This is a genomic window from Ottowia sp. SB7-C50 (genome assembly GCF_033110285.1).
Classification (GTDB): Bacteria; Pseudomonadota; Gammaproteobacteria; order Burkholderiales; family Burkholderiaceae_C; genus Ottowia.
Genome location: NZ_CP136995.1, coordinates 1,885,004 through 1,904,713, shown reverse-complemented (window position 1 = coordinate 1,904,713; position 19,710 = coordinate 1,885,004). Strand labels below are relative to the sequence as shown.

The window sequence follows — 19,710 nt, the reverse complement described above, 5'->3', positions numbered from 1 at the left end:
AGGCCGGTCGCCAAAGCGCCATGAAAATGCCATCCGCCCCCGACGATGGATTAGTATTTGCTTCGATCTTTCTTACAAATGCCCGCCGCCATAGGAGACACCATGCTGGGTTTGATGCAGAGCCATCCGCTGCTTATTTCCGCGCTGATCGAACACGCCGCGCGCCACCATGGCGATGGCCAGATCGTGTCGCGCCGCGTCGAAGGCGACATCCACCGCTATACGTGGGCCGATGTGCGGCGCCGCGCCATGCAGGTGGCCAACGCGCTGGATGCGTCCGGGCTGGGCGCCGGTGACCGCGTTGGCACGCTGGCCTGGAACGGCTATCGCCACCTGGAGCTGTACTTTGGCGTCAGCGGCTCGGGCCGCGTGCTGCACACCGTCAACCCCCGCCTGCTGCCCGAGCAGATCGCCTGGATCGTCAACCATGCCGAAGACCGCATCTTGTGCTTCGACATGACCTTCCTGCCGATCGTGAAGGGCATTCATTCGCATTGCCCGGGCGTCAAGCAGTGGATCGCCCTGTGCGACGCCGACAAGCTGCCGGCCGACACCGGCATTCCCCATCTGGTCAGCTACGAGGCGTGGATCGGCAGCCAGGCCGACCGCTACGACTGGCCGGTGTTCGACGAGAACACCGCCTCCAGCATGTGCTACACCAGCGGCACCACGGGCAACCCCAAGGCGGCGCTGTACAGCCACCGCTCCACCGTGCTGCACGCCTACGCGGCCGCGCTGCCCGACGTGATGTCGCTGTCGGCGCGCGATTCGGTGCTGCCGGTGGTGCCCATGTTCCACGTCAATGCCTGGGGCATTCCGTATTCGGCCGCCATGACGGGCGCCAAGCTGGTGTTTCCGGGCGGTGCGCTCGACGGCAAGTCGGTCTACGAGCTGATCGAAGGCGAGAAGGTGACCTTTGCCGCCGGCGTGCCCACGGTGTGGCAGATGATGCTGGGCCACATGGCGCAGAACAAGCTGAAGTTCTCCACGCTGAACCGCACCGTGATCGGCGGCTCGGCCTGCCCGCCGGCCATGATCGACACCTTCCGCAACCAGTACGGCGTGGACGTGCTGCACGCCTGGGGCATGACCGAGATGAGCCCGCTGGGCACGCTGTGCACGCTGAAGGAAAAGCACCGCGACCTGCCCGAGGCCGATCAGATGAAGCTGCGCCTGAAGCAGGGCCGCGCCATCTTCGGTGTCGACATGAAGATCGTCGGCGCCGACGAGCAGGAATTGCCCTGGGACGGCAAGACCTATGGCGACCTGTACGTCAAGGGCCCGTGGATTCTGGGCAGCTACTTCAAGGGCGAGGGCGGTGACCCGCTGCGGGGCGGCTGGTTCCCCACCGGCGACGTGGCCACCATCGACGCCGATGGCTTCATGCAGATCACCGACCGCAGCAAGGACGTGATCAAGTCCGGTGGCGAATGGATCAGCTCCATTGACGTCGAGAACATCGCCATGGCGCACCCGGCGGTGGCCATGGCGGCGTGCATCGGCATGCCGCACCCCAAGTGGGACGAGCGGCCCATCGTGGCCGTGGCGCTGAAGCCCGGCGCCGAGGTGGCGCGCGACGAACTGCTGGCCTTCTTCGACGGCAAGCTGGCCAAGTGGCAGATTCCGGACGACGTGGTGTTCGTCGATTCGATCCCCATCGGCGCCACCGGCAAGATGCTGAAAACCAAGCTGCGCGAGCAGCTGAAAGACTACCGGTTGCCCAGCGCCTGAGCAATCCCGCAGACGTCTGCAGCGCTTGCTCGGTGAGCGTGCAGGCGCTGATCAGACTTGGCTATGCAGCTATTGTTTGCATAGCAAGCCGCCGCATGCCGGCAGGCAGGCACGTTGGCGACAGTGGCTCAGGGCAAAACCCGATGGCGCATGACCGGGGGGGGCGATACCCTCTGCGCATCCCTCAATTCGCATATGCAGGAGACAAGCATGAAGTACCGTGTCAATCTGATGGTGTTCGCCGCGGCCATGGCCGTTGCAGGCGCGGCCTCGGCCCAGCAGGGCGAGGTCGTCAAGATCGTGCGCATCGACCCGTTGACCGGCCTCATGGGCCCGGTGGGCACCAACCAGGACAAGAGCTACAAGTTCTTTGCCGAAAAGTTCAGCGGCAAGGGCAACCCGGCCGGCGTCAAGTTCGAGTTCGAAACCATCGACAACAAGCTCAGCCCCGCCGAAAGCCTGAACGCGCTGAAGGCCGCCATCGACAAGGGCGTGCGCTACATCGCCCAGGGCAACGGCTCGTCGGTGGCGGCGGCCATCATCGATGCCGTCAACAAGCACAACGAGCGCAACCCCGGCAAGGAAGTGCTGTACCTGAACGACGCGGCGGTCGACCCGGATTTCACCAACAGCAAGTGCAGTTACTGGCACTTTCGCTTCGACGCCGACACATCGATGAAGATGGAGGCCATGACGACCTACATCAAGGACTTGCCGGACGTCAAGAAAGTCTTTCTGCTCAACCAGAACTATTCGCATGGCCAGCAGGTGGTGAAGTACGCCAAGGAAAACCTGGCGCGCAAGCGGCCCGACATCCAGATCGTCGGCGAAGACCTGCACCCACTCGGCCAGGTGCGCGACTTCGCGCCCTACATCGCCAAGATCAAGGCCTCGGGCGCCGACGCGGTGATCACCGGCAACTGGGGGTCCGACCTGTCGCTGCTGATCAAGGCCGCCAACGAAGGCGGTTACAACGGCCGCTTCTTCACCTACTACGCCGGCGTCACCGGCACGCCGTCTGCCCTGGGCAAGGCCGGCGAAGGGCGCGTCTACCAGGTGGCCTACAACCACTACAACATGGGCGGCCAGATGCAGAAGTGGATGGACGAGTTCAAGGCCAAGTACAACGACGACTTCTACACCGGCTCCATCCCGCGCATCTTCCAGATGCTGGGCGAAGCCATGGCCAAGGCCAAGTCGACCGACCCGGTCAAGGTGGCTGCGGCCATGGAAGGGCTGAAGGCCAACTCGTTCAACGGCGAGATCGAGATGCGCAAGACCGACCACCAGCTGCAGCAGCCGCTGTACATCTCGCGCTGGGAAAAGGCTGGCGGCAAGTACCCCTACAGCCCCGAGAACACCGGCATGACGCTGGTGCCGGTCAAGGAGTACGCGAACTACGTGTCGAGCACGCCGACTTCCTGTCAGATGAAGCGGCCGAAGTAAGCTCCCCCCTGAGGCGCTGACGCGCCTTCCCCCCGGAGGGGGGACGCCGCCAGCGGCCGGGCCAAGCCCGCTCCGCGGCGGCCCCGCGTGGCCTGCTCCGCGGCCATCGGACGATCAGGTGGCGCTGGTTTCAAATTCTCAAGCTTCCGCATGGAATTCTTCCTTATCTCGATGCTCAACGGGCTGAGCTATGGCCTGTTGTTGTTCATGCTGAGTTCCGGCCTGACGCTGATCTTCAGCATGATGGGCGTGCTGAACTTTGCGCACGCCAGCTTCTACATGCTGGGTGCCTACCTGGGCTACACCATCTCGCGCATCACCGGCTTCTGGCCGGCGCTGGTGCTGGCACCGCTGCTGGTGGGCGCGCTGGGCGCGCTGTTCGAGCGGCTGTGCCTGCGTCGCGTGCACCGCTTTGGCCACGTGCCGGAACTGCTCATCACGTTCGGGCTGTCGTATGTGATCCTGGAAGTGGTGCAGCTCATTTGGGGCCGGCTGGCGCTGGAATTTCGCCCGCCCGAAATCCTGCAGGGCCCGGTGTTCACGCTCATCAACAACTCGTCCGAGGGGCTGAGCCTGGTCTGGGGCCGCGCCGCACCCGAGCTGTGCCGCGCCGCCGACGCCGCCGTGCGCGTGGTGTGCTCGCCGTTCCCGGCCACGCGTGGCTTCATGATGCTGGTGGCGGTGGTGATGCTGCTGGCGGTGTGGCTGCTGCTGACGCGCACGCGCATCGGGCTGGTGATCCAGGCCGCGCTGACGCACCCCGACGCGGTGGAAACGCTGGGCCACAACGTGCCGCGCGTGTTCATGCTGGTGTTTGGCGCGGGCTCGGCACTGGCCGGGCTGGCTGGCGTGATTGGCGGCAGCACCTTCCTCACCGAGCCGGCCATGGCCGCCACGGTGGGCTCCATCATCTTCGTGGTGGTGGTGGTGGGCGGCATGGGCTCGCTCGCGGGCGCCTTCGTTGCATCGCTGCTGATCGGCGTGCTGCAGACCTTTGCGGTGGCGCTGGACTACTCACTTGGCTCGCTGCTGACCAGCCTGGGCATGCAGCTCAGCCCGGCCGCGCAGGGCAATTCGCTGGTCAAGCTGACGGTGTCGCAGGTGGCGCCCATCCTGCCGTACCTGCTGCTGGTGCTGATCCTCATCTTCCGGCCGAAGGGCCTGCTTGGAACGAGGGAGGGCTGAGCATGGCGGCCCACACTGTCTACCGTTATCGCCCGCTGGACCTGGCGCGCTGGGTCATCTGGACGCTGTTCGCGCTGGTGCTGGTCATCGCGCCGCTGGTGCTGTCCAGCAGCCTGTCGATCACGATGCTGTCGCAGATCGGCATCGCCATCATCGCCTGCCTGTCCTACAACATGTTGCTGGGGCAGGGCGGCATGCTGAGCTTCGGCCACGCCGTGTACACCGGGCTGGGCTCGTTCCTGGCCATCCACGCACTCAACGCCGCGGCGGGCGGGCACCTGCCCATTCCGGTGTCGCTGATCCCGCTGGTGGGGGGGCCTGGCTGGCCTGGTGTTTGCCGTGCTGCTGGGCTATGTGACGACCAAGAAGTCGGGCACCACCTTTGCCATGATCACGCTGGGCGTGGGCGAACTGGTGTTTGCCATGTCGCTCATGATTCCCGAGTTCTTTGGCGGCGAGGGCGGCGTGTCGGGAAACCGCATGGTGGGCGAGCCGTTCATGGGCATCACCTTCGGGCCGCCGCGTCAGGTCTACTACCTGATCGCCGTCTACACCTTCATCTGCGTGGCGGCCATGTACGCCTTCACGCGCACGCCGCTCGGGCGCATGCTGAACGCCGTGCGCGACAACCCCGAGCGGGTCGAGTTCGTCGGTTACGACGCCCAGCGCATCCGCTACCTGGCCTTCATCGTGTCGGGCTTCTTTGCCGGCATTTCGGGCGGCTTGGCGGCGCTCAATTTCGAGATCGTCACGGCCGAGGTGGTGGGCGCGGCGCGTTCGGGCGCCTACCTGCTGTTCACCTTTCTGGGCGGCGCCACCTTCTTCTTCGGCCCCATCATCGGCGCCGTGCTGATGGTGCTGGCCTTCGTGCTGTTTTCCGAGCTGACCAAGGCCTGGCTCTTGTACCTGGGCCTGATCTTCATGTTCATGGTGATGTACGCGCCGGGCGGCATTGCCAGCCTGCTGATGATGAACCTGCGCGTGGCCAAGTATGGGCGGCTGAAGGAATTGCTGCCGCACTACGCGCTGCTGGCTGTCTTCGGGCTGATCGCTTTGCTGGGTGTGTCGGCGTTGATCGAGATGGTTTATCACATGCAACTGGAAGGCGCGGGCGCGGGCACGCTGCGCTTTCTGGGTCTGAACCTGGATGTGGCGCAGCCCGCGCACTGGATCGGCGCCGCCGTGGTGGCGCTGATCGGCGGCGGCTTGTTCGAATGGGCGCGGCGCCGCTTCGCCCGCCAGTGGGGCGCGATCCAGGCCGACATCGAGGCCCGCATCAAACACCAGGAGTTGCACGGATGAGCGCGCCCGCCCTTGAGTTGCGCGACGTGCGCAAGAGCTTTGGCAAGACCGAGATCATCCGCGGCGTCAGCATGGTGGTGCAGCCGGGCGAGCGCGTGGGCGTGATCGGCCCCAACGGCGCCGGCAAGTCGACGTTGTTCAACCTGATCAGCGGCCGCTTTGGCCTTAGCAGCGGCGAAATCCTGCTGAATGGCCAGCGCATCGATGGCAAGAAGCCGTACGAGATCAACCGCGCCGGCCTCTCGCGCAGCTTCCAGATCACCAACATCTTCCCCAAGCTGAGCGTGTTCGAGAACCTGCGCTGCGGCGTGCTGTGGAGCCTGGGTTATCGCTACACCTTCTTCAAGTTCCTGGCCGACCTGGACGACGCCAACGAGCGCGCCGAACAGCTGATGCGCATGATCCACCTGGAGCGCAAGCGCGACACGCTGGCCATGAACCTGACCTACGCCGAGCAGCGCGCTTTGGAGATCGGCATCACCATCGCCGGCGGCGCCGGCGTGATCCTGCTGGACGAGCCGACCGCCGGCATGAGCCGCAGCGAAACGCACCACTTCATCGAGCTGATCAAGGAAGTCACGGTGGGCAAGACGCTGCTGACGGTGGAACACGACATGGGCGTGGTGTTTGGCCTGGCCGACAAGATTGCCGTGGTGGTGTACGGCGAGGTGCTGGCCTTCGACACGCCCGAAGCCGTGCGCGCCAATGCGCGCGTGCAGGAGGCGTATCTCGGCTCCGTGGTGGCCGACGAGCAGGCGGGAGGGCACTGATGGCCGAGTCGATGCTTCAGGTCACCGACCTGCACGCCTATTACGGCAAGAGCCACGTGCTGCACGGCGTCAACTTCGACGTGCGGCCGGGCGAAATCGTGGCGCTGCTGGGGCGCAACGGCTCGGGCCGGTCCACCACCGCCAAGGCCGTGATGGGCATGGTGGATGCGCGCGGCGACGTGCGCTTCAAGGGCCAGCCCATCCTGGGCAAGAAGCCATTCGAAGTCGCGCACCTGGGCCTGGGTTATGTGCCCGAAAGCCGCGACATCTTTCCCAAGCTGACGGTGCACCAGAACCTGCTGCTGGGGCAGAAGGGCAGCGGCAAAGGCAGCCGCTGGACTTTTGGCGACATGTACACCATGTTCCCGCGCCTGAAAGAGCGCGAGCACACCGAAGCCGGCGTGCTGTCCGGTGGCGAGCAGCAGATGCTGACGCTGTGCCGCACGCTGATGGGCGACCCCGATCTCATCATCATCGACGAGCCCACGGAAGGCCTGGCGCCCAAGATCGTCGAGCTGGTGGGCGAATACCTGAAAAAGCTCAAGGAGCGCGGCATTTCGGTGCTGCTGATCGAGCAGAAGCTGACCATTGCCATGCGCATCTCTGACCGCGCGCTCGTCATGGGCCACGGCTGCATCGTGTTCGATGGCTCGCCGGACCAGCTGCGTGCCGATGCGGCGATCCGCAAGGAGTGGCTCGAAGTTTGACGCCGCCTGTGCGCCAGCGATGGCGAAAGCTATTGTATTGATAGCTGTCAACGCTTGTACAGCAAGCGCCAGGCACGGTTTTTTATGGTAATCCAGTAGCGTGTACAGGCGCATGAAAGGCGCCGCAGCGCGCCTTGAGATCAACCGGGTGACGGCATTCGTCCAGCCGCCGCCATCCGGGGCCACAATGGGTTTTGTCCCTGCGGCGACAAGCTTGTTTGCAGTCGGGCCTATCCTCTTTCAAAATGCATCGGTTGTCCCGGTGTGTATGACAAACCACCTCACAAGAAACTCCAGGAGTCCGCATCCATGACCGCGCAATACCAGGTTCAAGGCGACGTCGCCATCATTTCCATGCACAACCCGCCCGTCAACGGCCTCGGCTACGAGACGCGCGTGGGCATCACCAACGGGCTGGAAAAGGCCAACGCCGATCCGGCCGTCAAGGCCATCGTGCTGACGGGCGAGGGCAAGGCCTTTTCCGGCGGCGCCGACATCCGTGAATTCAATTCGCCGCGCGCGATGCAGGAGCCGATCCTGCTGTCGGTCATCACCGCGGTCGAGCAGTCGCGCAAGCCCGTGGTTGCTGCCGTGCACTCGGTCGCCATGGGCGGCGGGCTGGAACTGGCGCTGGGCGCACACTACCGCATCGCCGCGCCGGGCGCCAAGATCGCGCTGCCCGAAGTCAAGCTGGGCCTGATCCCCGGCGCCGGCGGCACCGTGCGCCTGCCGCGCGTGCTGGGTGTTGAAACCGCGCTGAACATGATCGTCAAGGGCGATCCTGTCAACAGCGAACTGCTGGCCAGCCTGCCGGGCCAGAAGCTGTTCGACAAGATGGCCTCGTCGCCCGAAAAGCTGCTGGAAGAAGCCGTGGCGCTGGCCAAAGAGATGGCCGCCAGGCACGCCGATGGCTCGGCGCTGCCGCTGGTGCGCAACCTGCCGTGCAAGCACCCCAATGGCGATGCGTACTTCCAGTTCGCGCGCAACATGGTCAAGGGCATGGCCAAGAACTTTCCGGCGCCCGCCAAGTGCGTGGACGCGGTGGAAAACGCCACCAAGTACAAGTTTGACGACGCGCTGGCCAAGGAACGCGAGATCTTCATCAACCTGATGCAGACGCCCGAGTGCAAGGCGCTGCGCCACATCTTTGCCGCCGAGCGCGCCGCCAGCAAGATTCCCGACGTGGGCGACGACGTGAAGCCGCGCGAGGTGAAGAAGGTCGGCGTGATCGGCGCCGGCACCATGGGCGGCGGCATTGCCATGAACTTCCTCAACGCCGGCATTCCGGTCACCATTCTGGAAACCAAGCAGGAAGCGCTGGACCGCGGCCTGGCCACCATCCGCAAGAACTACGAATCGCAGCTCAAGCGCGGCAAACTCAAACAGGACAAGTACGAGCAGCGCATGGGCCTGCTCACGTCGACGCTGAACTACGACGACCTGAAGGACGCCGACCTGATCATCGAAGCCGTGTTCGAGGAAATGGGCGTGAAGGAAGCCGTGTTCAAGAAGCTGGACGAAGTGGCCAAGCCCGGCGCCATCCTTGCGTCCAACACGTCCACGCTGGATGTGGACCAGATCGCCGCCTTCACCAAGCGCCCGCAGGACGTGGTCGGCATGCACTTCTTCAGCCCGGCCAACGTGATGAAGCTGCTGGAAGTGGTGCGCGGCAAGGCCACGGCGAAAGACGTGCTGGCCACCGTGATGGCCATTGCCAAGAAGATCAAGAAAACCGCCGTGGTCTCGGGCGTGTGCGACGGCTTCATTGGCAACCGCATGATCGAGCAGTACAGCCGCCAGGCTGGGTTTTTGCTGGAGGAGGGCGCCACGCCGCAACAGGTCGACAAGGCCATCGAGAAGTTCGGCTTTGCCATGGGCCCGTTCCGCATGGGCGACCTGGCTGGCAACGACATCGGCTGGGCCATCCGCAAGCGCCGCTATCAAGAAAAGCCCGACATGAAGTACAGCAAGACGGCTGACCTGCTGTGCGAGCTGGGCCGCTTTGGCCAGAAGACGGGCGCCGGCTGGTACGACTACCAGCCCGGCAAGCGCGACGCCATCCCGTCCAGGCTGGTCGAAGACATGGTCGAGAAGCACCGCAAGGACCAGGGCATCACGCCGCGCAAGATCAGCGACCAGGAGATCGTGGAGCGCCTGGTGTATTCGCTGGTGAACGAAGGCGCCCACATCCTCGAAGACGGCATCGCCAGCAAGGCCAGCGACATCGACATGGTGTACCTGACGGGCTACGGCTTCCCGATCTGGCGCGGCGGCCCCATGAAGTACGCCGACCAGATGGGCCTGTTCAACGTCGCCGAGAGCATGAAGCGCTTTGCGCGCAACCCGCGCGACGACGCGGCTTTCTGGCAACCCGCGCCGCTGCTGGCCAAGCTGGCGGCCGAGGGCAAGAGCTTCAACGGCTGACAGTCAACGTTCTGCCGTGCTGAAGAAAGGGGCGCTCGCCGTGCTGCTGCTCATCGCCGCGTTGATCGCGGCGGTGGCGGTAAACACGCTGCGCCAGGGTTCGCGCCAGATCAGCGTGCCTGCCGCACCGCCGTTGGCCGTCGACGCCGACGCTGCGGCCCAGCGCCTGTCGCGGGCGATTCAGGCCAGGACGGTGTCGAGCCTGGACGACGCCAGCCTCAACGCCGACCAGTTCCGCGCGCTGCAGGCGCACCTGCAGCAGAGCTATCCGCGCGTGCATGCGGCGCTCAAGCGCGAGGTGGTGGGCGATCTGTCGTTGCTCTACACCTGGCCGGGCACCAATGCCGCGGCCAAGCCCATCCTGCTGCTGGCCCACCAGGACGTGGTGCCCATCGCGCCCGGGACCGAGTCGAACTGGCAAGCCCAACCCTTTGCCGGCGAGATCAAGGACGGTTTCGTCTGGGGCCGCGGCGCGTGGGACAACAAGGCCAACCTCATCAGCCAGCTGGAGGCCGTCGAGATGCTGCTGGCGCAGGGGTTCCAGCCGCGCCAGACGATCTACCTGGCCATGGGTGCCGACGAAGAAGTCGGAGGCCTGCGCGGCGCCAAAAAGAATCGCCGAACTGCTGGCTGCGCGCGGCGTCAAGCTGGACTTCGTACTGGACGAAGGCCTGCTGATCACCGAAGGCATCCTGAAAGGCCTGGAAAAACCCGCCGCCCTGATCGGCATCGCTGAAAAGGGCTATCTGTCGGTGGTGATGCGCGCCACCGGCACGCCGGGCCACTCGTCCATGCCGCCGGCCGCTGGCACGGGCGCCATCGGCATGCTGAGCAGCGCGCTGGCGCGGCTGGAAGACAAGCAGATGCCGGCGCATATCCGCGGTGTGGCGAAGGAAATGTTCGACACCATCGCGCCGGAGATGAGCGGCTTTGGACGCGTGGCGCTGTCCAACCTGTGGCTGTTCGGCCCGGTCGTGCAGCGGCAACTGGAAGGCGGCGCCAGCACCAACGCCATGCTGCGCACCACCACCGCGCCCACCGTGCTGGCCGCCGGCAACAAGGACAACGTGATCCCCGGCGAAGCCAGCGCCACCGTCAACTTCCGCCTGCTGCCGGGCGACACGCGCGAGGCGGTGATGCAGCACGTGCACGACGCCGTGGGCCCGCAACCTGAAGGGCGCTTCGAATTGAAGTCGCTCGATGGCAGTTCAGAGCCGTCGCCCATCAGCCCCACCGCCTCGACGTCGTATGCGCTGCTGAGCCGCACGCTGCGCTCGCTGTTTCCCGAAACGCTGGTCGCGCCCGGCCTGATGATCGCCGCCACCGATTCGCGGCACTTCACCGCGGTCAGCGACCACGTTTACCGCTTTTCGCCCGTGCGCGCCAAGTCCGAAGACCTGGCGCGGTTTCACGGCACCAACGAGCGCGTCAGCATCGCCAACCTGGGCGAGCTGATCCGCTTCTATGTCCAACTGCTGCGCAACGCCTCGGCGGGCGAGGGCGCGGCGCAATAAGTCTTCATCCTTCACGTCTTTCAAGAAAGGTTGCCCCATGAGCAAAGCCGTCATCGTTTCCACCGCCCGCACGCCGCTCGCCAAGAGCTGGAAGGGCGCTTTCAACATGACCCATGGCGCCACGCTCGGCGGCCACGCGGTCAAGCACGCCATCGAGCGCGCCGGCATCGAATTCGGCGCGGTGGACGACGTCATCATGGGCTGCGCCAACCCCGAAGGCGCCACCGGCGCCAACATCGGCCGCCAGATCGCGCTGATGGCCGGCTGCCCGGTCACCACGTCGGGCATGACGGTCAACCGCTTCTGCTCGTCGGGCCTGCAGACCATCGCCCTGGCGGCGCAGCGCATCATCGCCGGCGAGGCCGACGTGTTCGTGGCCGGCGGGGTCGAAAGCATCTCGTGCGTGCAGCAGGAAATGAACACCCACATGCTGCGCGACCCCAACCTCGAAGCCAAGGTGCCCGCCATCTACTGGAGCATGCTGCAGACCGCCGAGCAGGTCGCCAAGCGCTACCACATCGACCGCGACGCCATGGACGAATACGGCGCCGCCAGCCAGCAGAAGGCCTGCGCCGCGCAGGCCGCCGGCAAGTTCGACGACGAGATCGCCCCCATTACCGTCACCGCCGGCGTGGCCGACCCGGTGATGGGCCTGCGCGCCAAGGAAGTCACCTGCAGCAAGGACGAAGGCACGCGCGAAGGTACGACCAAGGAAGGCATCAGCGGCATCAAGCCCGCCTTGCCCGGCGGCCTGATCACGGCCGGCAACGCCAGCCAGTTCAGCGACGGGGCGGGCGCCTGCGTGGTGGTCAGCGAGGACTACGCCAGCAAGCACAACCTCAAGCCCATGGGCCGCTTCCTCGGCTTTGCCGTGGCCGGCTGCGAACCCGACGAAATGGGCATCGGCCCCGTGTTCGCCGTGCCCAAGGTGCTGGCCAAGCTGGGCCTGAAGGTCAGCGACATCGACCTGTGGGAGCTGAACGAAGCCTTTGCCGTGCAGGTGCTGTACTGCCGCGACAAGCTGGGCATTCCCGCCGACCGCCTGAACGTGAACGGCGGCGCCATCGCGCTGGGCCACCCCTACGGCGTGAGCGGCCAGCGCCTGACGGGCCATGCACTGATCGAGGGCAAGCGCCGTGGCGCCAAGCGCGTGGCGGTCACGATGTGCATCGGCGGCGGCATGGGCGCCGCGGGCATCTTCGAGGTGCTTTGATCGAGGCGCGGCGCCACCGCACGTGGCGCCGTTTGTTATTGAATTGATAGCTGAAAGCGCTTGTTGGGAAAGCGCTGCAGCGTTTTTTTAACATCATGGCCCTGCGTCCGCTGCTCGACTTCCTGCTGTACGACTGGCTCAAGGCCGAATCGCTCACCGAGCGCCCGCGCTTTGCCGAGCATTCGCGCGAGACCTTCGACGCGGTGATGGAGACCTGCGAGCGCATCGCGCGCGAAAAGTACGCGCCGTTCAACCGCCTGGTCGACACCGAAGAGCCGCGCACGCAAACAGATCCGGACGGCAGCCTGCGCGTGGTGCTGCCCCAGGCCACGCACGATGCGCGTGCCGCCTACGCGGAATCCGGCATGCTGGCCGCTGCGCAGGACTACGAACACGGCGGCATGCAGCTACCTTATCTGGTCGAGGCGGCGGCCAATGCCTTCTTTGGCAAGGCGTCGATCAGCATCGGCTCCAACCTGCTCACGGTGGGCAACGCCAACCTGCTGATGGTGCATGGCACCGAGGCGCAGCAGCGCGTGTTTGCCGCCAACGAATTCAATGGCCGCTGGGCCGGCACCATGTGCCTGAGCGAGCCGCAGGCGGGCTCGTCCCTGAGTGACATCACCACGCGCGCCGTGCTGGAAGATCAGGACGACCCACTCGGCCCCCGCTACCGCCTGCGCGGCAACAAGATGTGGATCTCGTCGGGCGAGCACGAGCTGACCGAGAACATCGTGCACCTGGTGCTGGCCAAGATTCCGGGGCCGGATGGCAAGCTGATTCCGGGCGTCAAGGGCATCTCGCTGTTCATCGTGCCGAAGAAGCTGGTCGATACGCAAGGTCAACTGACCGGCGTGCGCAACGACGTGGCGCTGGCGGGCCTGAACCACAAGCTGGGCTGGCGCGGCACGACCAACACGCTGCTCAACTTTGGCGAAGGTCAGTTCAAGGTCGATGGACAAGCCGGCGCCGTGGGCTACCTGGTCGGCGAGCCGCACCAGGGCCTGCGCTGCATGTTCCACATGATGAACGAGGCGCGCATCGCCATCGGCATGGCCGCCGCCATGCTGGGCCTGGCGGGCTACGAAGCGTCGCTTGAATACGCCCGGACACGCACGCAGGGCAGGCCCGTGGGCGCGGCGGGCAAAGACGCCGCGCAGCCACCCGTGCGCCTGATCGAGCACGCCGACATCAAGCGCATGCTGCTGGCGCAAAAGGCGTATTGCGAAGGCGCGCTGGCGCTGCTGCTGTACTGCGCAAAGCTGGTCGACGAGCAGCACACCGGCGATGCGCAGCAGGCGGATGAGGCGCGCCTGCTGCTTGAAGTGCTGACGCCGATTGCCAAGAGCTGGCCGAGCGAGAACTGCCTGGAAGCCAATAGCCTGGCCATCCAGATCCACGGCGGCTACGGCTACACGCGCGACTTCCCCGTGGAGCAATATTGGCGCGACAACCGCTTGAACATGATCCACGAAGGCACGCACGGCATCCAGGCCATGGATTTGCTGGGCCGCAAGGTGCTGATGGAAAACGGCCGCGGCCTGAAGCTGCTGGCCGGGCGCATCAACGCGACCATCGAGCGCGCCATCCAGCAACCCGCGCTGGCGCCACACGCCAATGCCCTGGCCAAGGCGCTGGCGCGCGTCGGCGCCGTCACCAAGGCCGCCTGGGCCACCGGCAACCCGACCGAAGCCTTGGCCAACGCCGTGCCTTACATGCAGGCGTTTGGCCATGTGGTGATCGCCTGGACCTGGCTGGAGCTGGCGCTGGTCGCCGACGCTACAAAAACAGAAGCTGCTGCGCAAGGCGTGGCAAGCGCGACCCGTTATTTTTATCACTACGAGCTGCCCAGGATCGACGCCTGGCTGCGCGTGGTGGAATCGCGCGACATGACCTGCGCCGACATGCCGGAGCAGGCGTTTTGACTGCGCAGCAGACGTATCGACTGTCATTCCCGCGAAGGCGGGAATCCACGGGCGTGTGAGCAAAACGCGTCCGGGCGGCCAACCTGCATTCCCGCCTTCGCGGGAATGACGGGATGATGTGGCATCTTGTTATCGCACACCCACAACCCTGAAGAATATGACCCGCACCATCCAACAACTGTTCGACCTGAAGGGCAAGACGGCCCTCGTCACCGGCGGCTCGCGCGGGCTGGGCCTGCAGATGGCGCACGCGCTGGGCGAGGCGGGCGCGCGCATCATGCTCAGCTCGCGCAAGGCGGCCGATCTCGAAGAGTCGGTGGCCGAACTGCAATCCGCCGGCATTGACGCGCGCTGGATCGCCGCCGACTGCGCCATCGAAGCCGACATCCACCGCCTGGCCGACGAAACGTTGGAGCGCATGGGCGACATCGACATCCTGGTCAACAACGCGGGCGCCGCCTGGGGCGCGCCGGCCGAGGACCACCCGCTGGATGCCTGGGATAAGGTGATGAACCTCAACGTGCGCGGCTACTTTCTGCTGAGCCAGCGCGTGGCCAAGAAGAGCATGATCGGCCGCAAGCAAGGGCGCATCATCAACATCGCCAGCATCGCCGGGCTGGGCGGCAACCCGCCCGAGATGCAGACCATCGCCTACAACACCAGCAAGGGCGCGGTCGTCAATTTCACGCGCGCACTGGCCACCGAATGGGGCAGGTACGGCATCACCGTTAACGCCATCTGCCCGGGTTTCTTCCCCAGCAAGATGACGCGTGGCACGCTGGAAAAGCTGGGCGAAGAAAAGCTGGCCGCGCATGCGCCGCTGAAGCGCCTGGGCGACGACGAGGACCTGAAGGGCATCACGCTGCTGTACGCCAGCGACGCGGGCAAGCACATCACGGGGCAGTGGCTGGCGGTGGATGGTGGCGTGAGCGTCATCACCGGCGGCTGACCATGCGCAGCGGACTGGATTCACTCCTTCCCCCGCTGGGGGAAGGCAGGGATGGGGGCGAGCCGAGCGCCGCTTTAGCGTCGTGGTGGACCCCCGCCCCAACCCTCCCCCAGCGGGGGAGGGAGCAAGGTACACCATGAGCCTCGACTTCGGCGCCGTCATCCCCTTCGTTCACCACCTCGGCTTCACGCTGGAGCGCTTTGAGGGCGGTGAGTCGACGCTGCACTTTGCGCCGCGCCCCGAGCATTGCAACTCGTTCGGCGTGTCGCATGGCGGCGCGGTGATGACGTTTCTGGATGTCATCATGGCCACGGCGGCGCGCAGCGCCAACGTGCACAGCGGCATCGTCACCATCGAGATGAAGACCAGCTTCATGCGGCCCGCACCCGCGTCCAAACACGGTGAGCCGCTGGTGGGCAAGGGCAGGCTGCTGCACCGCACACGCACCATGGCGTTTGTCGAAGGTGCCATTTACGACCCGGCAGGCCAGTTGTGCGCCACGGCCACCGGTACCTTCAAGTACGTGGCGCCGGCCGAGCGGCCGGACCACACCCCGGGCCCGCTGCCCACCGACTGATTTTCAGTGCCTCAACCGCTGCCACCCCTTGCCAGAGGTGGGCAGGCAGCTCTTACATTCATAGCAAAGGAGTTACCCATGCCGCAAAACCGCCAGATCCTGCTAGACAACCGCCCCCAGGGTGAAGCCACCGCCAGCAACTTCAAGCTGGTCACCACCGACACGCCGTCGCTGAAAGACGGCGAAGTGCTGGTGCGCCACCATTACCTCAGCCTTGACCCCTACATGCGCGGCCGCATGAACGACAGCAAGAGCTACGCCGCCAGCCAGCCGCTGGGCGAAGTGATGATCGGCGGCACGGTGGGCGAGGTGGTCGACAGCAAGCACCCCAAGTTCGCTGCGGGCGACAAGGTGGTCGGCATGGGCGGCTGGCAGGAATACAGCGTGGTCGACGGCAACGCGCCGGGCATGCTGCGCAAGGTCGACACCACGCACGTGCCGCTGTCGTTCTACCTGGGCGCCGTTGGCATGCCGGGTGTGACGGCGTGGTACGGCCTGGTGAAGATCATTGCGCCAAAGGAAGGCGCCACGGTGGTCGTGAGCGCCGCCACCGGCGCCGTGGGCAGCGCCTTTGCCGCGCTGGCCAAGGCGCGTGGCTGCCGCGTGGTCGGCATTGCCGGCGGCCCCGAAAAGTGCAAGTACGCCGTCGAGGAACTGCATTTCGACGAATGCATCGACTACCGCCAGCACCCTGATGTCAAGACCATGAGCAAGGCGCTCAAGGACGCGTGCCCGAACGGCATCGACGGCTATTTCGAGAACGTCGGCGGCTACATCCTGGACGCGGTGCTGCTGCGCACCAACGCCTTCGCGCGCATTGCCCTGTGCGGCATGATCGCCGGCTACGATGGCCAGCCGCTGCCCATGCAGAACCCGGCGCTCATTTTGGTCAACCGCCTGCTGATCCAGGGCTTCATCGTCAGTGAGCACATGGACGTGTGGCCCGAGGCGCTGAAGGAACTGGGCACGCTGGTGGCCACCGGCAAACTCAAGCCGCGCGAAACGATCGCGCAGGGCATCGACAGCGCGCCCGAGGCCTTCCTGGGCCTGCTCAAGGGCAAGAACTTCGGCAAGCAGCTGGTCAAGCTGATCTGAAGGAGCGGCGCCATGTCTGCCACGCACGAGGTCTTCAACCAGCCCGCGCCGCTGGCCGACGTGAACCTGTTCAGCGGCAACCGCGCGCTGCAGGACGCGATCCGCTTCAACGCGCCGGGCCTGGACACGGCGCCGCTGCAGGCGCTGGGCGCGCTGGCCGGCAGCGCCGAGACGCAGCGCCACGCGCGGCTGGCCAATGTGTTCACGCCGCAACTCAGAAGCCACGACCGCTTTGGGCATCGCATCGACGAGGTGGAGTTTCACCCCAGCTACCACGCGCTGATGACCGCCGCCGCAGAGGCGGGGCTGCACGGCACGCCGTATGCGGCGGACGAGCAGGCCAGCGGCCACGCGCACGTCAAGCGCGCGGCGGGCTTCATGCTGTTCACCGAGGCCGAGCCGTCGATTCTGTGCCCGATCTCGATGACCTACGCGGTCACGCCCGCGCTGCGTGACAACCCCGCCATTCACTGCGACTGGGCGCCCAGGCTGGAGGCCCGCGCTTACGACCCGCAGCTGAAAGTCTGGCGCGACAAGGCCGGCGTGACCATGGGCATGGGCATGACGGAGAAGCAGGGCGGCTCCGACGTGCGCGCCAACACCACGCGCGCGGTACACGACGGGCGCGACGAATGGGGCGAGCGCTATCGGCTCACCGGCCACAAGTGGTTCTTCTCGGCACCGATGTGCGATGCCTTCCTGGTGCTGGCCTATGTGGAGGGGCTGGGCGAGGGCGGGCTGTCGTGCTTCTTTCTGCCGCGCGTGTTGCCGGATGGCACGCGCAACACGCTGCGCATCCAGCGCCTGAAAGACAAGCTGGGCAACCAGGCCAACGCCAGCAGCGAGGTGGAGTTTGACAACACCGTCGCCTGGCTGGTGGGCGAACCGGGCCGTGGCGTGCCGCAGATTCTGTCGATGGGCACCATGACGCGGCTGGACTGCGCCCTGGGCACCAGCGGGTTGATGCGGCAGGCGCTGTCGATTGCGCTGCACCACACTGGCCAGCGGCAGGCGTTTGGCAAGCGCCTGGTCGAGCAGCCGCTGATGAAGAACGTGCTGGCCGACCTTGCTCTCGAAAGCGAAGCGGCCACCGCTTTGTCGATGCGGCTGGCGCGCGCATTTGATCGGGCGGGCGACGAGCACGAACGCCTGCTGGCCCGCGTGCTCACGCCCATTGCCAAGTTCTGGATCTGCAAGCGCGGCAGCGCCTTCGCGCAGGAAGCCATGGAATGCCTGGGCGGCAACGGCTACGTGGAAGAAGGCGGCGAGGGCATTCCCGCGCGCATCTACCGCGAGATGCCGGTCAACAGCATCTGGGAAGGCGCCGGCAACATCATGGCGCTGGACCTGTTGCGCGCACTGCGCAAAGGCGATGTGGCTGGCGCGCTGGCGCACGAGCTGGCGCCCGCGCGCGGCCAGCACGCCGCCCTGGACCGCGCCATCGACGCCCTGCCCACGCTGATCGACGCCCACGCCAGCGAGACCACGGCGCGCACGCTGGCGCGCGATGTGGCGCTGATCGTGCAGGCGGCGCTGCTGGCGCAGACGGCGCCGTCGGCGGTGTTCGGCGCGTTCTGCGATTCACGCATCGCCCAGCGGCACGACGTGTTCGGCACGCTGGGCGCGGGGACCGACGTGGACGCCATCGTGGCGCGCGCGATGCCGGTTTAAGAAAAAGGACAGCCGGACGCAGAGGACGCAGAAGTTACGCAGAGGACGCAAAAGAACAGCCAAAAATTTGGTTTTCCTTTTGCGTCCTTTGCGAATCCTTTGCGTCCTCTGCGTCCGGCTGTTCGGCTGTTTCAACGAATCCACATTCAGGAGATGTACCAGTGATCGACAATTTCAAAGACAAGACCGCCGTGCTGACCGGCGCCGGCTCGGGCTTCGGGCTGGAGTGCGCGCGCATTGCCGCGCAGCGCGGCATGAACGTGGTGCTGGTCGACATCCAGCAGGACGCGCTGGACGCGGCCGACGCCGAGATTCGCGCGGCCGGCGCACGCACGCTGGCGCGCCGCGTGGACGTCAGCAAGCCCGAAGACATGGACCGGCTGGCCGACGAGGTGAAAGCCGCCTTCGGCGCGCCGCATTTCATCTTCAACAACGCGGGCGTCGGCGCTGGCGGCCTGATCTGGGAAAACAGCGTCAAGGACTGGGAATGGGTGCTGGGTGTCAACCTGTGGGGCGTCGTCAACGGCGTGCGCAGCTTCACGCCGATGATGCTGGACGCCGCGCGCCTCGACCCGGCGTACCAGGGCCACATCGTCAACACCGCCAGCATGGCCGGGCTGCTGACGCCGCCCAACATGGGCATCTACAACGTCAGCAAGCACGCCGTGGTGGCGCTGACCGAATCGCTGTACCAGGACCTGAAACTCGTCACCGACCAGATCAGCGCCAGCGTGCTGTGCCCGTACTTCGTGGCCACCGGCATCCACAACAGCGAGCGCAACCGCCCGGCCGACATGCCGGCGGCCGAACTGACGGCCAGCCAGCGCATCCAGCAGGCCATGACGGACAAGGCCACCGGCAGCGGCAAGGTGACCGCCGCCGACGTCGCGCGCAAGGTGTTCGACGCCATCGAGCAGGACCAGTTCTACGTGTTCAGCCACCCCCGGGCGCTCGGCAACGTCAAGTCGCGCACCGACGCCATCGTCAACATCCAGAATCCGCCCGACCCGTTTGCCGAGCGGCCCGAGATTGGCGTGGAGCTGCGCAAGGCCTTGCGCACGGCGCAGTCCTGACCGGCGCGCTGCGGCGCGTGGCGTGACGGGGTAAGCGGCGGGCTCGTCGCCCGGCTTTTGCCGCGGTCACGCAGGGGTGTGTGGACGCCGGCGGACCCCCGCGCCGTATGGCAAACTCCGACGCTTTT

The 19,710-nt window shown here is 65.9% G+C and carries 13 protein-coding genes and 2 pseudogenes; all 15 read left to right on the top strand.

The genetic code is table 11. The features are described from left to right. Nucleotides 1-102: 102 nt before the first annotated feature. The 15 genes and pseudogenes from R0D99_RS09115 to R0D99_RS09045 all read left to right on the top strand — a co-directional run bounded on the left by R0D99_RS09115 (nucleotide 103) and on the right by R0D99_RS09045 (nucleotide 19,582). Nucleotides 103-1,731: a 3-(methylthio)propionyl-CoA ligase gene (locus R0D99_RS09115; protein WP_317747940.1), complete on the top strand. Its 1,629-nt coding sequence runs from the start codon at nucleotides 103-105 to the stop codon at nucleotides 1,729-1,731. 210 nt (nucleotides 1,732-1,941) lie between these two features. Further along, nucleotides 1,942-3,177: a branched-chain amino acid ABC transporter substrate-binding protein gene (locus tag R0D99_RS09110; protein ID WP_317747939.1), complete on the top strand. Its 1,236-nt coding sequence runs from the start codon at nucleotides 1,942-1,944 to the stop codon at nucleotides 3,175-3,177. Between the two features lie 150 nt (nucleotides 3,178-3,327). Next, complete coding sequence (locus R0D99_RS09105; protein ID WP_317747938.1) at nucleotides 3,328-4,362, top strand: branched-chain amino acid ABC transporter permease; 1,035 nt, start codon at nucleotides 3,328-3,330, stop codon at nucleotides 4,360-4,362. 2 nt (nucleotides 4,363-4,364) lie between these two features. After that, nucleotides 4,365-5,664: pseudogene (locus R0D99_RS09100) on the top strand (branched-chain amino acid ABC transporter permease). Beyond that, nucleotides 5,661-6,434 (top strand): ABC transporter ATP-binding protein, encoded by a 774-nt coding sequence (locus R0D99_RS09095; RefSeq protein WP_317747937.1) that lies wholly within the window; start codon nucleotides 5,661-5,663, stop codon nucleotides 6,432-6,434. The pseudogene R0D99_RS09100 and the gene R0D99_RS09095 overlap by 4 nt, the downstream one beginning before the upstream one ends. Before the next feature lie 11 nt (nucleotides 6,435-6,445). Then, a complete protein-coding gene (locus R0D99_RS09090) occupies nucleotides 6,446-7,141 on the top strand; it encodes an ABC transporter ATP-binding protein (RefSeq protein WP_317751054.1) in 696 nt (231 codons plus the stop codon). A gap of 309 nt (nucleotides 7,142-7,450) precedes the next feature. Then, complete coding sequence (locus R0D99_RS09085) at nucleotides 7,451-9,565, top strand: 3-hydroxyacyl-CoA dehydrogenase NAD-binding domain-containing protein (RefSeq protein WP_317747936.1); 2,115 nt, start codon at nucleotides 7,451-7,453, stop codon at nucleotides 9,563-9,565. A gap of 16 nt (nucleotides 9,566-9,581) precedes the next feature. Next, a pseudogene (locus R0D99_RS09080) lies at nucleotides 9,582-11,079 on the top strand (M20 family peptidase). Between the two features lie 37 nt (nucleotides 11,080-11,116). After that, nucleotides 11,117-12,292, top strand: coding sequence for an acetyl-CoA C-acyltransferase (locus R0D99_RS09075; protein WP_317747935.1), 1,176 nt, complete (start codon nucleotides 11,117-11,119; stop codon nucleotides 12,290-12,292). A 95-nt stretch (nucleotides 12,293-12,387) separates the two neighbouring features. After that, nucleotides 12,388-14,217, top strand: coding sequence for an acyl-CoA dehydrogenase (locus R0D99_RS09070; protein ID WP_317747934.1), 1,830 nt, complete (start codon nucleotides 12,388-12,390; stop codon nucleotides 14,215-14,217). Nucleotides 14,218-14,374: 157 nt separating this feature from the next. Next, a complete protein-coding gene (locus tag R0D99_RS09065; protein ID WP_317747933.1) occupies nucleotides 14,375-15,166 on the top strand; it encodes an SDR family oxidoreductase in 792 nt (263 codons plus the stop codon). A gap of 136 nt (nucleotides 15,167-15,302) precedes the next feature. Continuing rightward, a complete protein-coding gene (locus tag R0D99_RS09060) occupies nucleotides 15,303-15,743 on the top strand; it encodes a PaaI family thioesterase (RefSeq protein ID WP_317747932.1) in 441 nt (146 codons plus the stop codon). A gap of 78 nt (nucleotides 15,744-15,821) precedes the next feature. Then, entirely contained in the window at nucleotides 15,822-16,838 is a 1,017-nt protein-coding gene (locus R0D99_RS09055; protein WP_317747931.1) for an NADP-dependent oxidoreductase, read from the top strand. Between the two features lie 12 nt (nucleotides 16,839-16,850). Continuing rightward, entirely contained in the window at nucleotides 16,851-18,509 is a 1,659-nt protein-coding gene (locus R0D99_RS09050; RefSeq protein ID WP_317747930.1) for an isovaleryl-CoA dehydrogenase, read from the top strand. A gap of 161 nt (nucleotides 18,510-18,670) precedes the next feature. Further along, nucleotides 18,671-19,582, top strand: a complete 912-nt coding sequence (locus R0D99_RS09045; protein ID WP_317747929.1) for an SDR family oxidoreductase — start codon at nucleotides 18,671-18,673, stop codon at nucleotides 19,580-19,582. The last annotated feature ends 128 nt before the right edge of the window (nucleotides 19,583-19,710 follow it).